Genomic DNA, 15,950 nt, shown 5'->3' on the forward strand with positions numbered 1-15,950 from the left:
GCAATGGTTGCGAACGTGGTCTATTTCCTACGGTCTAGGCGGATGCAATAACGGCGACGTTATGAAACGTCGCCGCTATGAATCCTTACTTGCCGCTGACGCTAACGCCGTAGAAGGAGTTCAAGCCAAACGGGCTGATCTTGAAGTCCTGCACGGTGTTGCGCATGGGTTGATACACCGTCGAGTGCGCGATAGGTGTGTAAGGCAGTTCTTTCTTGAGGAGTTGCTGCGCCTGTTTGTACAGTTCAGTGCGCTTGGCGACGTCCGTGGTCGACTTGGCCTGGCTGATCAGGTCGTCGTATTGCTTGTTGGTGAACTTGGAGAAGTTGTTACCGTTCAACGCCGAAGAGGCGAAGAGGGTGCCCAACCAGTTGTCCGGGTCACCATTGTCACCGCTCCAGCCAATGATCATGGCCTGGTTCTCGCCACCTTTGGAACGCTTGATGTACTCGCCCCACTCGTAGCTCACGATGTTGACCTTCAGGCCGATCTGTTTCCAGTCGCTCTGCAGCATCTCGGCCATCAGCTTGGCGTTCGGGTTGTACGGACGCTGAACCGGCATCGCCCACAGGGTGATCTCGGTGCCTTCCTTGATGCCCGCTTCCTTGAGCAGTTCCCGCGCCTTGGCCGGGTCGTACTTGGCATCCTTGATGGTGGTGTCGTAGGACCATTGGGTCGGCGGCATGGCGTTGACCGCCAGTTGGCCTGCGCCTTGGTACACGGAGTCGATGATCTGCTGCTTGTTCACCGACATGTCCAAGGCTTCGCGAACACGCAGGTCAGCCAATGGGTTTGGCGTGGTCTGGCCCTTGAGCACAGGCATCACGTTGTAGGCGATGTAGCCCAGGTTGAAGCCCGCTTGGTGCGGCATCTTCATGTCCTTGTCCGCTTCCAGGGGCTTGATGTCCGCCGGGCGAGGATAGGCAGTGATCTGGCACTCGTTTTTCTTCAGCTTCTGGATACGCACCGAGGCGTCCGTGGAGATCGAGAAGATCAGGTTGTCGACCTTGACGTCTTCAGGCTTCCAGTAATCCTTGTTGCCGGTGAAACGGATGTTGGAGTCTTTCTGGTAGCTCTTGAACACGAACGGGCCAGTGCCGATTGGCTTCTGGTTGATGTCCGAGGCCTTGCCTTCCTTCAACAGCTGGGCGGCGTATTCGGCCGACTGGATGGAGGCGAAGCTCATTGCCAGGTTCTGGATGAAAGCGGCGTCCACGGTGCCAAGGGTGAACTTGACGGTGTGGTCATCGACTTTCTCGATGTTCTTGATGTTCTTGTCCATCTCCATGTCGGAGAAGTACGGGAACTCGGTGGGGTAGGCTTTGCGGAACGGGTCGTCCTTGTTGATCATGCGGTTGAACGTGAAGAGCACGTCATCGGCATTGAATTCACGAGTCGGCTTGAAATACGGGGTGGTGTGGAACTTGACGCCTTCACGGAGGTGGAAGGTATACGTCAGGCCATCCGGGGAAACATCCCAACTGGTGGCTAGGCCAGGAATCACGGCGGTGCCGCCACGTTCGAACTGGCTCAGGCGGTTGAACACGGTTTCGGCCGAGGCATCGAAGTCTGTTCCGGTGGTGTACTGGCCTGGGTCAAAACCGGCCGGGCTCCCTTCGGAGCAGAACACCAGGTTAGTCGCCGCGTGGGCAAAAGGAGCTGCGGCCATAAGGCCAGCGCTAACTAAAAGCGGAAGGACTGCGTGTTTAAGCATGTTGGCCTCATGATTTGTTGTCATTTTTGGTAGTGAGGGCGACCTCGTGAGTCGACCTGCGGATACTTATGCAGGGGCCATACCCAATGCAAGATGCTGAACCCTTGCAGGGATGAAAGTGTGGTACGAACGTACAGGAATGTCGCATTTATGAAAGTTTGTACATAAATGCATATATATAGAGGTTTTTTTCGGTGCACGAGGCGCACCAAAAAAGACCAACCGAGGCGTCTAGCGCACTCGGTTGGGGCGTTGCTGTTACTTATCTAGACTCACGCCGTAGAAGGGCGTCAGGCCAAACGGGCTGATCTTGAAGTCGCGCACTTCCTTGCGAAGTGGCTGGAAAACTGTCGAGTTTGCAATAGGCGTTATAGGTACTTGTTCCTTAAGGATTTTTTGCGCCTGTTGATACCACTTGATGCGCTGGTCGCGGTCGTTGCTGACCTTGGCCTGCTGCACCAGTTTGTCGTAGGCCGGGTTACACCATTTGGCGTAGTTGCTGCCCTTGACCGCGGCACAACTGTAGAGCACGCCGAGCCAGTTATCGGGGTCGCCATTGTCACCGGTCCAGCCATAAATCATTGCATCGTGCTCGCCATTTTTGGCGCGCTTGATGTATTCGCCCCACTCATAGCTGACGATGTTGGCTTTGATCCCGACCTTCTCCCAATCCTGCTGGATCATTTGTGCCGACATCCGCGCGTTCGGATTGGAGGCGCGTTGTACGGTCATCGCCCAGAGGTTGATGGTGGTACCCGGTGCAACCCCTGCTTCTTTTAGTAGCGCCCGCGCCTTGGTCGGGTCGTAGGGCGCGTCCTTGATGGTGGGGTCATAAGACCACTGCGCCGGAGGCAGGGCGTTCTGCGCCAATTGTCCGGCACTCTGGTACACGGCCTTGATGATCGCCGGCTTGTCGATCGCCATGTCCAGGGCCTGGCGGACCTTGAGTTGGTCCAGTGGTGGATGGGTCACGTTGTAGGCGAGGAAGCCCAGGTTGAAACCGGCCTGTTGCAGCACGCGCAGGTTCGGGTCCTGTTTCATCACTTCAATGTCGGAGGGACGCGGGTAGCCACTGACCTGGCATTCGCCGGCCTTGAGTTTCTGCAGGCGTGCGGCGGCGTCCGGGGTGATGGCGAACACCAGGTTGTCGAGCTTCACGTCCTCGGGCTTCCAATACTGTTTATTGGCCGCGTAGCGAATCTGCGAGTCTTTCTGGTAACGCTTGAACACGAACGGCCCGGTGCCGACGGGTTTCTGGTTGATGTCTTCGGCCTTGCCTTCCTTTAATAGCTGCGCTGCGTACTCGGCCGACTGCACCGAGGCGAAACTCATGGCCAGGTTCTGCACGAACGACGCATCGACGTTGTTCAGGTTGAAACGCACGGTGTGGTCGTCGAGTTTTTCGACGTTCTTGATCGTGGTGTTCAAGCCCATGTCGGTGAAGTACGGCGACTCGGACGGGTACGCCTTGCGGAACGGACTCTCGGCGTCCAGCAGGCGGTTGAAGGTAAACAACACATCATCCGCGTTGAAGTCGCGGGTAGGGGTGAAGAAATCGGTGGTGTGGAACTTGACGCCATCGCGCAGGTGGAAGGTGTAGGTCAGGCCGTCTTTGGAAATGTCCCAGCTCGTCGCCAGGCCAGGTTCGACTTCGGTACCGCCGCGCTTGAACTGAGTCAGGCGGTTGAACACGGTTTCGGCGGACGCATCAAAATCGGTGCCGCTGGTGTACTGGCTGGGGTCGAAACCGGCAGGGCTGGCTTCGGAACAATAAACCAGGGTAGTGGCCGCGTGAGCCATCGGCATAAAAGCCAGCAGGCCTGCAGCCAGGAGGAGCGGTTTGAAGGCGATTCTTTCCATGGAGACCCCTGAAGTGGCAGGCATATAAAAGCCGCCCAAACGAAAACGGCGGAACCGAGGGTACCGCCGTTCAGGGGGATGTTTAAATGATCATTTCACCACGAGTGTGAGTTCAATGTTGGACGGCGCGTGTTTATCGATTACGTAAGTATTGTCGACGTCGTAGATCTCGTTGCTTTCGGTGATGGTGAAGGTCCGTTTGGTGGTGATCTCAACTCCCGGGATTTTGTAACGCTCAGCGTCTGGTTGGCTGATAGTGTTCGTGCTCACAAAATGAACCTTGGCGCGCTTCGTCTGGGTGTCGTATTCGATGGTGATCTCTGTGTCTTTGCCGCCCAGGTAGAATCCGTCCTTCAACCCGCTTGAGTCCTGGTTCAGGTAGTTCGAGGCCGGCGCCAGAGAGCCTTGGTGAGCCACTTCGGAAATACGTGCCCGCAGCAGTGGATCAGGAACCAGTGCTTCAAACTGGCGAAGTCTTTCCTCTGTTTTTTTCAGGCCATCTTCGGCGGTGCTCTTGAGTACGGTGCGCGTTTCATTCGCGCCGTCCTTCACAACAACAGAATAATTGAAGCGGGACAGGTCCTTGGTGAATTGTTCCGAGTATTGGCTCGAGCTGAAGTCCGAGGGGCCGGCAGCTTCTGTCAGGCCGACTTCGAAGTTGTCCTCTGCCAAGTCCCATGAAATACCGAGCTTGGTCTTTATGACGCCGTTCTCTTCGATATTGCGTATGGAGTACTCGTAGCTGGCGCGGTCGTCCACGGACAGGAACTCATCGAGTTGGTCAGCGCCGTCGATTTTTTTGCCTTCCAAATCAACAAATGCGTCGGAAATTCTTGGCGCTGGTTTGGCAGTTTCTCCAGGCGATGTCGAGGGGCGCGACCATGGCCATTTTCCGCCCGGTCCGAGGCCGCGCGCCCACTCGCCATTGGCCGTGGCATGTACGGTCATCACCGGCTTACCCGTATCACGGTTGATGATCTGCACATAATCATTGCTCAGCTTGAAGTCGCCTTTGATCTCGAATACCTGGCGAACACCGGTGGTATCGGTATAGCGAATAAACCAATGGTCCTTTCCTGATAGATCATCTTTGACTTGATAGATGCCTTTGCCATTGCGTGTGCCGTTTTCAATGAGACTTTCGCCGTCGGGCACCGCGTATTCGCTGATGTTGCCCGCCTGGCTGGGCTGTAACCGGTTTACCTCGGGAAGCGCCTTGGGGCCTCTTGTCTGCGCAGTGTCTATTTGAGGCGATTCGCCTGGGGCAGAGGCGCCTGGGTTCTCCTCCGGTAATTCAAAAGGGTCCTCCACACGTGCGCTGGCCCCAACCGAGAACAGCGTGTTCAGCAGACCATCAAATGCTTTGGATGCTCCGTCCTTGCGTTCGGCCTCGGTGTCGCCTGACGATGCTTTTTCCGCCCCCAGTGCAAACTCGGTCAACCCGGTGACGACGGCTACAGCCGCTACCGGCGCAGCGATGGGCGCAAGTTTCGCCAGCAGGCCCGCCGCCACAGTAATGTCGTTCAGCCAGGTGTCCCTGATCACCTCGCTGTTGGACTTGATCACCGTGTCGGCGTCGCTTTTCATACGCTCTTTGGTGCTGGTCGTGACGGTGTGGAACACGTCGCCCTCGATTTTCGAGTGGCTGTCGTTGATCGCCGGATCCTTCAGCTTTCCGGTAGACATTTTGTCGAACAACGTACTCAGGCCCTCGGTTTTCTCACCAACGTGGGTAAACCACAGGATGGGCATGAGCACTTTGGCCGCGCGCGCGCCAAAGCTGGCCTCATGGTCCTGGCGATAAATCAGCGGGAAGTGGGAGAGCAAGTCTTCGCGCTTCTTGGGGTCTTTGGTTTGGTCCACGATCCATTGATTCAGTTTTTCCAGGGAGTCAAACCTCAAAAAAGCGGGCTCGGCGCCGGGCATGGACAGTACTTGGCGGCCGTCAGCAGCGCTGAATCGCACTATGTCGCTGGAGGTGAAACCATGGATGTTGAAGGCATGTGCCTGGGCGGTGCCTTTGTCGGGATTGCTGGCCTTGAGTTGCTCGATAGTGAGCGGCGCATGCTCATCGAGTGGCAGATTGGACGCGGCGCCCATCACCAGGCGGTAGTCTTCTCGGGTGAATTTATGCTCGGGAGCTTGCAGGGCTCGTTCGGCGGGCGACCTCGCTTCGTTGGCCTTGAGTTGCTTGCGGGCCTGGTAAACGAATTCGCCCTTGATGGCGACTTCGTAATTCTCGGATTGAGTGCTCCAGAAATGATCGATTTTCTGGATCATCTCTGCCTGGAAGTCGGTTTTCCAGCTCGCGTGCATGAGGGCAGATGGCGCCAGAGGGAACTGGTTGTGAGCACCATACCCGCCTTTCGTGCTTTGACCGGGGCCATCCAGGTATAAACCGGCGTCCAGGTCGAGGTTGCCCGGCACCCCGTCGTGCTCGTTAAAGTTTTTCAGCAGGGCATCGGGCAGGCGCAGCGAAGAATAAGGCTCTTCGCCGGGGTGCTCCCAGCCGGTCACCGTGGCCGTGCTTTCGCTCAGGGGCGTGTTGGCGGTCTTGAAACGATTCAGAAAGATCGTGTCGGCATCGACGTGCTTGCCAGTCAATTGGAAAATTAGCTTTTCCGCCCATTTCTTGGCTTCTTCGCGGGTTTTGGGCAGTTGGGTGGCAACGTTGACTGCCAGGCGCTTGTATTCCAGGGCCTGGGGGGCGCCGATGTAGAACTTGGCGGCCTCTTGTCTTTGCACAGCCAATGCGTGAGTCGAACGGCTACCGGCCGGGCGCGCGTGGTCATTGGGTGAAATGGGATCGAAGGCGTTCTGCAACTGCAGATGCCTGATTTGCTCATTGGCCTCGGATTGGTTTTTAGGCAGCGGTATACCCTGGAAGTTGGCAACTACCTTCGCGCTGACCCGAGTTGAACCCTCTTCGAGCTTCACGCGCAAAGGGCCTCTGTTTTCGGGCGCAATCACTTTTGCAGCGGCCAGCAGTGGGCCTGACACCTGACCCCAGCCCGACGTGTCCGAGAGGGTAAAGGTTCTGGTTTTTCCGTCTTCCTCGACCGACAGCGTGCCTTTGAACGGGTCGATAGAAAGCGTGGTGAATGGCCCGATCTTTTGATCGCGCAACCAGCTTTGAACCACCGGATGTTCCACTTGGGCCCGATACAGATCCAGCCATTGCCCAAGCGCACTCTGTGCAGGAGCGGTGATCAGTCCGGGCGTGTTGCTCTGTGCTTTGTTTTGCACCGCTTTTAGGTAGGCGTTGAGCAGGGCTGTCTCATGGGGAGATGAACCGGGGCCGGCCCCGTTTGTTGGCGCCGTTACCGTAGCCGGTTGATGGGGTAACCCGTCGGGAGCGTGCGGTGGGATGACCGCTGTGTAGTGGGGAGGGATAAGCATAAAACTGGTTCTCGTGAAATAAACAACGTCTATGCAGCACTCCCTGTGGCTGCGCCGTTGTGTGTGTCGCGAAAACCGGATGGTTGATTCCATCCCATATGCTGCCAAGTATTACGTGATTAGGTCGAAACGCTGCTCAAAAAAAGGCGCTACCCTACGCGGGCTGCGCCTTTTTCACCGTCGAACATGCGGGTTATTGCAAGACTTCAATCACGCCATCAGCGCTCATGCTGACCTGGCTGGTACCAGCCTCCACTTCAGGCGTCGGCGCCGAATCGGCCATGGCGGCTTTCATCATCATCCCGCCATTGCGCGCATAGGGCATCGGGTAACCATTGGTGTTGAAGTTCAGGTTGACGATCTTGTAGCCCTTGCCGCCGAGCGCGTCGGTGGCCAGTTGCGCGCGGGCCTTGAAGGCGGCGACGGCGTCCTTGAGCAGGGCATCTTCGCTGGCCTTGCGCGTGGCGTCGGCGATGGCGAAGTCCATGTTTTCCATTTTTAGGGTGTTCAGCAGCTCGCCGGTGAGCTTGGACAGTGCCGGGAAGTCCGCGCTTTCCAGGCGCAGTTCGGCACGCTCGCGCCAGCCGGTGATCTTCTGATTCTTGTTGTCGTAGATCGGGTAGCTGTTGCGACTGCCCTGGCGCAGGGTCACGCCTTTGACTTCGCGGGCTTCACCGAGGGCCTTGTTCAGGGTGGTGGTGATTTCCGCGGCGAGCTTGGCCGGGTCGCTGTTCTGGGATTCGGTGTAGAGGGTCACGATCATCTTGTCACGGGCAACCTCCTGGCTGACCTCGGCGCGCAGGGAAATCTGGTTGTAGTTCAGGCCTTCGGCGGCCAGGGCAGGGAGGCTGGCAAGCGTGGCGACGCCGAGGGTGATGACGGCTGCACTGCGAGTGAAACGAGACATGGAAGCTCCTTGGGGGTTGTGCGTGTTCGGTATGACTGTAGACGGTGGCATCGGGTTCTTCGGGTTTACACATTACCTACAAGTTGTGGCGGTGCCGACGAACGGTCATTTGCCTCGCCTGCGTCAAAGAGCCACACAGGCCGTGGCAGGGGGCCTGCTTCGTTTATACTCCTGCCGATCCGCCTGCAGCGCTCACCGGGAGAGCTCATGCTCGCCGCCGTAAAACTGACTTCCGCCACCCGCCAGAACCTCTGGCGCCTGACGTTCATCCGCACCTTGGTGCTGGCCGCACAGGCCGGTTCCGTCGGGCTCGCCTATTGGTTCGACCTGTTGCCGCTGCCCTGGCTGCAACTGGGCGTGACCCTGGGTTTCTCCATCGTGCTCTGTGTGTTCACTGCGATCCGGTTGCGCACCACCTGGCCGGTCACCGAGTTGGAATACGCCCTGCAATTGGCCTGCGACCTGTTTATCCACAGTGTGTTGCTGTATTTCTCCGGTGGCTCCACCAACCCGTTCGTCTCCTATTACCTGGTGCCCCTGACCATCGCCGCCGTGACCTTGCCATGGCGCTATTCGGTGGTGCTGTCGGGCATCGCCCTGACCCTGTACACCCTGTTGCTGGCACGCTTCTATCCACTGCAAACCTTCCCCATCGCCCGGGAAAACCTGCAGATCTACGGGATGTGGCTGAGCTTTGCCCTGTCTGCCGCGGTCATCACCTTCTTCGCCGCGCGCATGGCCGAAGAGCTGCGTCGCCAGGAAGAATTGCGCGCCATCCGCCGCGAAGAAGGCCTGCGCGACCAGCAACTGCTGGCCGTCGCCACCCAGGCTGCTGGCGCCGCCCATGAGTTGGGCACACCGCTGGCGACCATGAGCGTGTTGCTCAACGAAATGACCCAGGACCATCACGACCCTGTGCTGCAAGAGGACCTTGGCGTACTGCGCGAGCAGGTCAAGCAGTGCAAGCAGACCTTGCAGCAACTGGTGCGCGCCGCCGAAGCCAATCGCCGCCTGGCGGTGGAGATGCAGGACGTGACCCAGTGGCTCGACGAAGCCCTGAACCGTTGGCACCTGATGCGCCCCGAGGCCAGCTACCGCTTTCATCTATTAGGCCAGGGCACTGTGCCGCGCATGGCACCGCCACCCGACCTGACCCAGGCATTGCTCAACCTGCTGAACAACGCCGCCGACGCCTGCCCCGAAGGGCTGGGTGTACAACTGGACTGGGACGCGGAAAACGTCACCATCAGCATTCGTGACCACGGCGCGGGCGTGCCGCTGGCCATTGCCGAGCAGATCGGCAAACCCTTCTTTACCACCAAGGGCAAAGGCTTCGGCCTGGGCCTGTTCTTGAGCAAGGCCAGCGTGACCCGCGCGGGCGGCTCAGTGAAGCTCTATAGTCATGAGGAAGGCGGCACGCTCACCGAGCTGCGCCTGCCCCGTGTCGCACGAGGAGATATCGATGAGTGACGAGATCCAAGTCGAAGGCGAAGAACTGCCGCACCTGCTGCTGGTAGATGACGACGCCACCTTTACCCGCGTGATGGCGCGCGCCATGAGCCGTCGAGGTTTTCGCGTCAGCACCGCAGGTTCCGCCGAAGAAGGCCTGACCATTGCCCAGGCCGATCTGCCGGACTACGCCGCGCTTGACCTGAAGATGGACGGCGACTCCGGCCTGGTGCTGCTGCCCAAGCTGCTGGAGCTCGACCCGGAAATGCGCGTGGTGATCCTCACCGGCTATTCCAGCATTGCCACGGCCGTCGAGGCGATCAAGCGCGGCGCCTGCAACTACCTGTGCAAACCGGCCGACGCCGATGACGTGCTGGCCGCGTTGCTCTCCGAGCACGCCGACCTCGACACCCTGGTGCCGGAAAACCCGATGTCGGTGGACCGCCTGCAGTGGGAACACATCCAGCGCGTACTGACTGAGCACGAAGGCAATATCTCCGCTACGGCCCGGGCCCTGGGCATGCATCGCCGTACCTTGCAGCGCAAGCTGCAGAAGCGCCCGGTTCGCCGCTGAGGGCTGGTGCTGTGAAGTGAAATAGCCGGGTTGCCCGGCTATTTCCAGTCGACCTCAGTCGAAGTAGTTGGGAAATGTATTCGGCCCGAGGTACAGAAAGTTCGACGGTTTCAGCTTGATTTCCTTGGGCATCCTCAGCTCGACGAACGGGCTGCCGGCGGTGATGGCACCGAGCTCCTCGGGTGCCTGGTCGGTGCTGAATATCACCATGTAGTTGCCCCTGCCCACATAGCGCTCGTTACCCAGAAACAACAGGTCTTCGACGTTCTCACCGTTGAATTGCTGGCCTGGAGGGTTGACGTATATGCCCCCCTTTGAGCCTGCGCGCGTTGCTCCTCGCGTCGAATCTGTAATGCTTTGTCCCTGGGCGATCGCTTCCGCGCCGGCCTTGTCGGTGTAGTGAATGTATACCGGCTGCCCGTTGTACGTGCCCGAATCCAATAGGGATTGCCAATCCTGATGATTGGCCAATGGCGGGTTCGCTGAAATACTTGGCACTGCATTTTCTTTCGAGGCCGGGCCTTTTTGCTGTGCGGGCTTGATGAATTTCTTGCCGCCGCCTTTCATTGTGTTCAAGCGCCATTCACCGTGACCCGCAGATTCCAGGAACATCACGGTTTTCTGGGTGACGGGGTCAATGACCCGAACATACCCGTTCTCGATTTTGTAATTTCGGCTGATCTCAAACACTCGGCTGACGCCCGTGCCGTCGGTGTAACGGACGTAGAACTGTTCCCCAACCTGATACGTACCATCTCCTCTCAATGTGCGACCTTCAAGGAGATTTTCGGGCAGGGCGTGAGCGCTGAAGTCGGGCAGGGGGCGAGCGGTGCTCGGCCGGATGGGCTCCACGTCCGGCGTGTGTATCTGCGCCGTTTCGGGGCTGTTCGGCGCAGGGTTATCGTTGGGCGTTATGATTTCGTACTCGACTTTGCCCGCCGCGCCTTCTGTTGCCTTGCCTGCTCTCGCGATATGGGGGAGCACGACGGTTGCGGCATTGAAAACACCAAACACGATCCGCTCGGTGCCTTGGGGTTTACCGTGCGCCTTGTCGTCAATACCAACGACGGTGGTGGTGACGCCGTCTGCCAGATAAAAAGCATCCAGCGCCAGCCCTACTTCAGGCATCACCAATGCCAGCGGCGTTAAAAACAGCGCAAATTTTTTGGTTTTTTCCAGGCCCGACAAAATGGCCTTTTTGGTTACATCTGCATTACTGGTGATCTGGACATCCGCATCGGCATAGGAGCGATCTTTCTGGCGTTTCGTCATTTCATCAAGCGGCAGGCTACTGGGCTCTGTAGTGATGTACGTTTGTGGATCCCAAAAGCCGCTGAAGGCCCGGTGATCGTAATTGAACAATCCGCCCGGGGTTTCACGCTTTTGCGGCCAGGTGCCGAGCCCTGCCAGGGTTTCGTCGACACCGGCCCTGGTCAATCCGTTGGGTTTGTCTTTCAAGGCAAAGTGCAACGCCATGGCGTCACGTTTGGCCGGGTCGGCCATTTGCTCTGCCAGCCAGGTCTTCATCTCGGCCTGGCTGTTGAAACTGTGCAGTGGCGAGGAGTTACCGGGGATGTATAGCAGGGTCAGCGCCGGTGTGCTCTTGGTGTCCGTGATGTACATCAGGTCGGTGGATTGATAGCTGCCGACTTTCAACAGGCCCAGTTCAATGTTGGGATCCTTGGGCGGGTTCTTTTGCAAGTCCTCGAACTTGACGTCTGGCCATGACTCCTGATGACCTGACAGGCCGGCAGCCCGCATGATCAGCTCGCGACCTTGTGTGGTCAGGCTACCTTCCTGGTGTTGGCCCATGGCGGATTTGACGAGCGAGGCTTTGGCCAGCACAGGGTATTTCTCCTGGTGGCGGCTCCAGAAGTCATCCAGATACTCTTTGTAAGGCTTTTGATAGTCAGCCGTTTTGATCAGTTGCCTGAGTTCTGCCGGCCTGATCCCACTTTCGTTGCCAGCGTTGTAGGCTGTTGCAGGCTCTCCTGGGGACTCTTTATAAATACCTTGGAAGGTATGAGTGATGTCGGCCTTTTCCGTACCCGGATTAAAACGGCTGGAAAAGTCGAATGTTCCAGGTGTGCGTATTTCCAGATCGGGTTTGACGATGACGTCCGGGCCACCGGCGTAGTAAGGCACTGCAAACCCTTGCCCCGAGGGCGTCTCCTGGGCGTTCTGTATGAGCGCCTGGGTCAACGAGAGGCGCTGAATGATTTTCGCGGGATAGGGCTTTTCGCCGGTGGTGTTGTATTCGAACGTCACCAGATACGTGTTATCGGGGTCGACGTTCCACCTTTTTTCCTCCTCGGGGAATTTGGACCGTTGTATAAACTTTGCGAATAGATTCTTGAAGAAGTTTGAAGCTTCCTGCTCGACGGTATTGAGCGAGTTGCTGACGTCTTGCGTGATGGGGTCGATGTTGATGTTGACGCCCAGGTCGACCGGGGATGGCGTTTTCTCACCCACCCCGATGCGTTTACCCGGATCAGGGTTGATGCTCACTTCTTCGTAACCGCCTCCTGATGATTGCGGCGTCGGTTTGACCACCTGCACGACTTCCTGGTCTTTAGGCGCGCTGGCATCAATCGAGCGTTTTGGGCGAGCTTGCGGCGACGTGGGGGCTGATGACACAGGGTAAAGGTTGACGTGTTGATGGGGGGCAATTTGCATAACGGGAGCCTCAGGCAGGAACGGTTATTGATGGGCTTCCTGTGTGGCAAGGCCGTAGGCAACGTTCCTCTGTCTATGTCACTTCTTCTTTCACTCGCGGTAGGTCGAGCTTTCTTGACGCGCGCGGTCTGTGGCGAAAGAAGCGTCCTTTACCGCGCTGAACAAAGTCTGAACAATCTGCGTCAGGCCGCACGGCGCCCTGAACCGATCGTCTATGATCGGTTCAAACACCTGTCACATTCTCTTACAGAGCCTGAACGATGAATCAGAACGCTGAGTACTCCGCGGTCAACGACGCGGTGCGTGGGCACTTCTTTCGCCGAACCTGGGCGATGATCACGCCCTATTGGCGCAGCGAAGAGAAGGGTAAAGCCTGGTTATTGCTGGCGGCGGTGATCGGTCTGTCGCTGTTCAGCGTGGCGATCTCCGTGTGGATCAACCACTGGTACAAGGATTTCTACAACGCGCTGGAAAAGAAGGACACCGATGCCTTCTGGCAACTGATCGGCTACTTCGGCGGGATCGCCGCCGTGGCGATCCTCGGTGCTGTGTACCGCCTGTACCTGACCCAGATGCTGACCATCCGCTGGCGTGCCTGGCTCACCGAGAAACACTTTGCGCGTTGGCTCTCCGACAAGAACTACTACCAGCTGGAGCAGGGCGGCTACACCGATAACCCGGACCAGCGGATTTCCGAAGACCTCAACAACTTCACCTCCAGCACTTTGAGCCTGGGCCTCGGGTTGCTGCGTAACGTGGTCAGCCTGGTGTCGTTCTCCATCATCCTGTGGGGCGTGTCGGGCAGCATCGAAGTGTTTGGCATCACCATTCCCGGCTACATGTTCTGGTGTGCGTTGTTGTATGCAGCGGTGGGCAGCTGGCTGACGCACTTGATCGGCCGTCGCTTGATCGGCTTGAGCAATCAACAACAACGTTTCGAAGCGGACCTGCGTTTCTCCATGGTGCGCGTGCGTGAGAACGCCGAAAGTATTGCGCTGTACAACGGCGAACCGAATGAAAACCAGCGCCTGAGCGCGCGTTTCGGCAAGGTCTGGCACAACTTCTGGGACATCATGAAAGTGTCCAAGCGCCTGACGTTCTTCACCGCCGGCTACAGCCAGATCGCAATCATCTTCCCGTTCATCGTCGCGGCGCCGCGCTACTTCACCGGCAAGATCGAGCTGGGCGAGCTGATGCAAATCAACTCGGCCTTCGGCAACGTGCAAGAGAACTTCAGTTGGTTTATCAGCGCGTATTCGGAGCTGGCGTCGTGGCGCGCCACCAGTGATCGTCTGTTGAGTTTCCACCAGGCCATGAGCGAGAACGAGCAGCGCGCGCCGGCCATCGACGTGCGCCCGGAGGGCGAGCGCCTGGTGGTGCAAGACCTGGGCATGGACCTGGCCGACGGCCGCCATTTGCTCACCCATGCCGACATGACGGTAGAGCCGGGCCAGCGCGTGATGCTCAGTGGTCGTTCCGGCAGCGGCAAAAGTACGTTGCTGCGAGCGATGGGGCATTTATGGCCCGCAGGCCACGGCAGCATTCGCCTGCCGGCGGCGCGCTACCTGTTCCTGCCGCAAAAGCCTTACCTGCCGATTGGCACGTTGAAGGCGGTGTTGAGTTATCCACAGGAGGACAGCGTCTACCCGGCGGAACGTTATGCACAGGTGCTGGAGACCTGCCGCCTGCCGCATCTGGTGGCGCGCCTGGACGAAGCCAACCACTGGCAGCGCATGCTCTCGCCGGGTGAGCAGCAGCGCCTGGCGTTTGCCCGCGCGTTGTTGTTCGCACCGCAATGGCTGTACATGGACGAAGCCACCTCGGCCATGGATGAAGAGGACGAGGCGACGTTGTATCAGGCATTGATCGATGAGCTGCCGGGGCTGAGCATCGTCAGCGTCGGCCATCGCAGCAGCCTCAAGCGCTTCCATGGGCGGCATGTGCGGATCGAAAGCGGGTTGTTGCAGGAGCAACCCGTGGCCTGACGCGCTCCCCGTAGGAGCCGGCTTGCCGGCGATAGCGGTGGATCAAGCAACCCATCTTTTGCCTGACACGCCGCCATCGCGGCAAGCCGGCTCCTACAGTTGATGCGTGATCCAATAAAAAAGCCCGGCTGATCATCGATCAGCCGGGCTTTTTTGTGCGTGAAGAGATGTTACTTCTTCAAGCCGTAATGCTCATCCAGCATGCCTGGGGCGTTCGGCGTTTTTGGCGCGTAGTCCCGTGGTGGCTCCTGGTTTTCCCGGGGTGGGGTCAGGCGCTCCCGTGGGGTTTGCGGTGCATCGGAATGCAACGCGGCCAGCAGGCGCTGACGGGTGATGTCGTCGAGGGCCAGGCGGTTGGCGCCATCGGCGAGGTGATCCTGTACTTCCTGGTAGCTCTGGGTGAGCTTCTTGACCAGGGTCGCGGTGCTGTTGAAGTGGGTAACAACCTCGTTCTGATAACTGTCAAAACGTTCCTGGATGTCATCCAGCTGACGCTGCGTGCGGTTAGGCGCGGCATTGGGCAGCAAGCGAGCAACCAGGAAACCAATGGCGACACCGGCAACCAGGGCAAGAGTCGGCAACAACCAAACTAAGAGCGAGTGTTCCACGAGTCCTTCCTCTATAAACGGCTTTGCTTTACGTTAACGGCTCGGACCTGCGCTGTATACCGCGATTAAGCTCGCAATGATGCCATGCACAGACTTTTAGCTAGACGAGTCGACCCTTTGAGAGGTCACGGAGTTCATTCCTTGCTCATGCGTGAAACCCCCGTTTTGATCGATGGCCCGGTAGGCCAATTGGAAGCCCTGTACCTGGATCACCCCGAGCCACGTGGCCTGGCGCTGATCTGCCACCCCAACCCGGTGCAGGGTGGGACCATGCTCAATAAAGTCGTTTCGACCCTGCAACGCACCGCCCGCGATGCCGGTTTGATTACCTTGCGTTTCAACTACCGGGGCGTCGGCGCCAGTGCCGGTACTCACGATATGGCCACCGGCGAAGTCGATGACGCCGAAGCGGCCGCCACCTGGCTGCGGGAAAAACACCCGGATTTGCCGATCACCCTGCTCGGTTTCTCCTTCGGTGGCTACGTGGCGGCCAGCCTCGGCGGGCGCCTGGAAGCCAAGGGCGAACAACTCGCGCACCTGTTTATGGTGGCCGCTGCGGTGATGCGCCTGCGTGATACCGACGTGCTGCCACAGGGCTGCCCGCTGACCCTGATCCAGCCAGAAACCGACGAAGTGGTCGACCCGCAGACCGTCTACGACTGGTCCGCCGCCCTGAAACGCCCCCATGAGCTGCTGAAAGTGGCAGAATGCGGGCACTTTTTTCATGGCAAGCTCACCGATCTGAAGGATCTGGTGCTGCCGCGCCTCTCGAATTGAT

At 58.4% G+C, this 15,950-nt stretch carries 10 protein-coding genes; 4 read left to right on the forward strand and 6 right to left on the reverse strand.

Annotated elements, in window-relative coordinates:
* Positions 1-85: 85 nt before the first annotated feature.
* From AC07SU_RS06535 to AC07SU_RS06550, 4 genes are all read right to left on the reverse strand, one after another.
* The gene (locus AC07SU_RS06535) at positions 86-1,714 is read right to left on the reverse strand and encodes an ABC transporter substrate-binding protein (RefSeq protein ID WP_176995115.1); all 1,629 of its coding nucleotides are present in this window, start codon (positions 1,712-1,714) and stop codon (positions 86-88) included.
* A gap of 258 nt (positions 1,715-1,972) precedes the next feature.
* Positions 1,973-3,574: an ABC transporter substrate-binding protein gene (locus AC07SU_RS06540; protein WP_494996550.1), complete on the reverse strand. Its 1,602-nt coding sequence runs from the start codon at positions 3,572-3,574 to the stop codon at positions 1,973-1,975.
* Positions 3,575-3,664: 90 nt separating this feature from the next.
* Positions 3,665-6,973 (reverse strand): dermonecrotic toxin domain-containing protein, encoded by a 3,309-nt coding sequence (locus tag AC07SU_RS06545; protein ID WP_494996551.1) that lies wholly within the window; start codon positions 6,971-6,973, stop codon positions 3,665-3,667.
* Positions 6,974-7,166: 193 nt separating this feature from the next.
* On the reverse strand, positions 7,167-7,880 hold the full coding sequence (locus AC07SU_RS06550; RefSeq protein WP_494996552.1) for an SIMPL domain-containing protein: 714 nt from the start codon (positions 7,878-7,880) through the stop codon (positions 7,167-7,169).
* 207 nt (positions 7,881-8,087) lie between these two features.
* On the opposite strand from AC07SU_RS06550, the gene AC07SU_RS06555 reads away from it, so the two are divergent.
* Both AC07SU_RS06555 and AC07SU_RS06560 read left to right on the forward strand, forming a co-directional pair.
* Positions 8,088-9,350: an ATP-binding protein gene (locus AC07SU_RS06555; RefSeq protein WP_176995111.1), complete on the forward strand. Its 1,263-nt coding sequence runs from the start codon at positions 8,088-8,090 to the stop codon at positions 9,348-9,350.
* Positions 9,343-9,903, forward strand: a complete 561-nt coding sequence (locus AC07SU_RS06560) for a response regulator transcription factor (RefSeq protein ID WP_003171731.1) — start codon at positions 9,343-9,345, stop codon at positions 9,901-9,903. Before AC07SU_RS06555 ends, AC07SU_RS06560 begins: the two co-directional genes overlap by 8 nt.
* Before the next feature lie 54 nt (positions 9,904-9,957).
* Here AC07SU_RS06560 and AC07SU_RS06565 read toward each other — a convergent pair whose 3' ends face one another.
* Positions 9,958-12,579: a dermonecrotic toxin domain-containing protein gene (locus tag AC07SU_RS06565; protein ID WP_494996553.1), complete on the reverse strand. Its 2,622-nt coding sequence runs from the start codon at positions 12,577-12,579 to the stop codon at positions 9,958-9,960.
* Between the two features lie 260 nt (positions 12,580-12,839).
* Between AC07SU_RS06565 and AC07SU_RS06570 the strand changes: the two genes are divergently transcribed.
* The gene (locus AC07SU_RS06570) at positions 12,840-14,564 is read left to right on the forward strand and encodes an ABC transporter ATP-binding protein/permease (protein WP_494996554.1); all 1,725 of its coding nucleotides are present in this window, start codon (positions 12,840-12,842) and stop codon (positions 14,562-14,564) included.
* A gap of 170 nt (positions 14,565-14,734) precedes the next feature.
* Here AC07SU_RS06570 and AC07SU_RS06575 read toward each other — a convergent pair whose 3' ends face one another.
* Positions 14,735-15,172 carry a Z-ring associated ZapG family protein gene (locus tag AC07SU_RS06575; RefSeq protein WP_003171734.1) on the reverse strand — a complete coding sequence of 146 codons (438 nt, stop codon included), beginning with the start codon at positions 15,170-15,172 and terminating at the stop codon, positions 14,735-14,737.
* Positions 15,173-15,319: 147 nt separating this feature from the next.
* Here AC07SU_RS06575 and AC07SU_RS06580 point away from each other — a divergent pair, with 147 nt between their 5' ends.
* Positions 15,320-15,949 carry an alpha/beta hydrolase gene (locus AC07SU_RS06580; protein WP_016971576.1) on the forward strand — a complete coding sequence of 210 codons (630 nt, stop codon included), beginning with the start codon at positions 15,320-15,322 and terminating at the stop codon, positions 15,947-15,949.
* Position 15,950 lies beyond the last annotated feature (1 nt).

This window comes from Pseudomonas sp. GW821-FHT05H12 (assembly GCF_059419385.1).

Excerpts from the sequence above, each read along its gene's own strand:
- AC07SU_RS06535 (WP_176995115.1), bottom strand. The coding sequence starts at position 1,714 with ATGCTTAAACACGCAGTCCTTCCGCTTTTAGTTAGCGCTGGCCTTATG.
- AC07SU_RS06540 (WP_494996550.1), bottom strand. The coding sequence starts at position 3,574 with ATGGAAAGAATCGCCTTCAAACCGCTCCTCCTGGCTGCAGGCCTGCTG.
- AC07SU_RS06545 (WP_494996551.1), bottom strand. The coding sequence starts at position 6,973 with ATGCTTATCCCTCCCCACTACACAGCGGTCATCCCACCGCACGCTCCC.
- AC07SU_RS06550 (WP_494996552.1), bottom strand. The coding sequence starts at position 7,880 with ATGTCTCGTTTCACTCGCAGTGCAGCCGTCATCACCCTCGGCGTCGCC.
- AC07SU_RS06555 (WP_176995111.1), top strand. The coding sequence starts at position 8,088 with ATGCTCGCCGCCGTAAAACTGACTTCCGCCACCCGCCAGAACCTCTGG.
- AC07SU_RS06560 (WP_003171731.1), top strand. The coding sequence starts at position 9,343 with ATGAGTGACGAGATCCAAGTCGAAGGCGAAGAACTGCCGCACCTGCTG.
- AC07SU_RS06565 (WP_494996553.1), bottom strand. The coding sequence starts at position 12,579 with ATGCAAATTGCCCCCCATCAACACGTCAACCTTTACCCTGTGTCATCA.
- AC07SU_RS06570 (WP_494996554.1), top strand. The coding sequence starts at position 12,840 with ATGAATCAGAACGCTGAGTACTCCGCGGTCAACGACGCGGTGCGTGGG.
- AC07SU_RS06580 (WP_016971576.1), top strand. The coding sequence starts at position 15,320 with ATGCGTGAAACCCCCGTTTTGATCGATGGCCCGGTAGGCCAATTGGAA.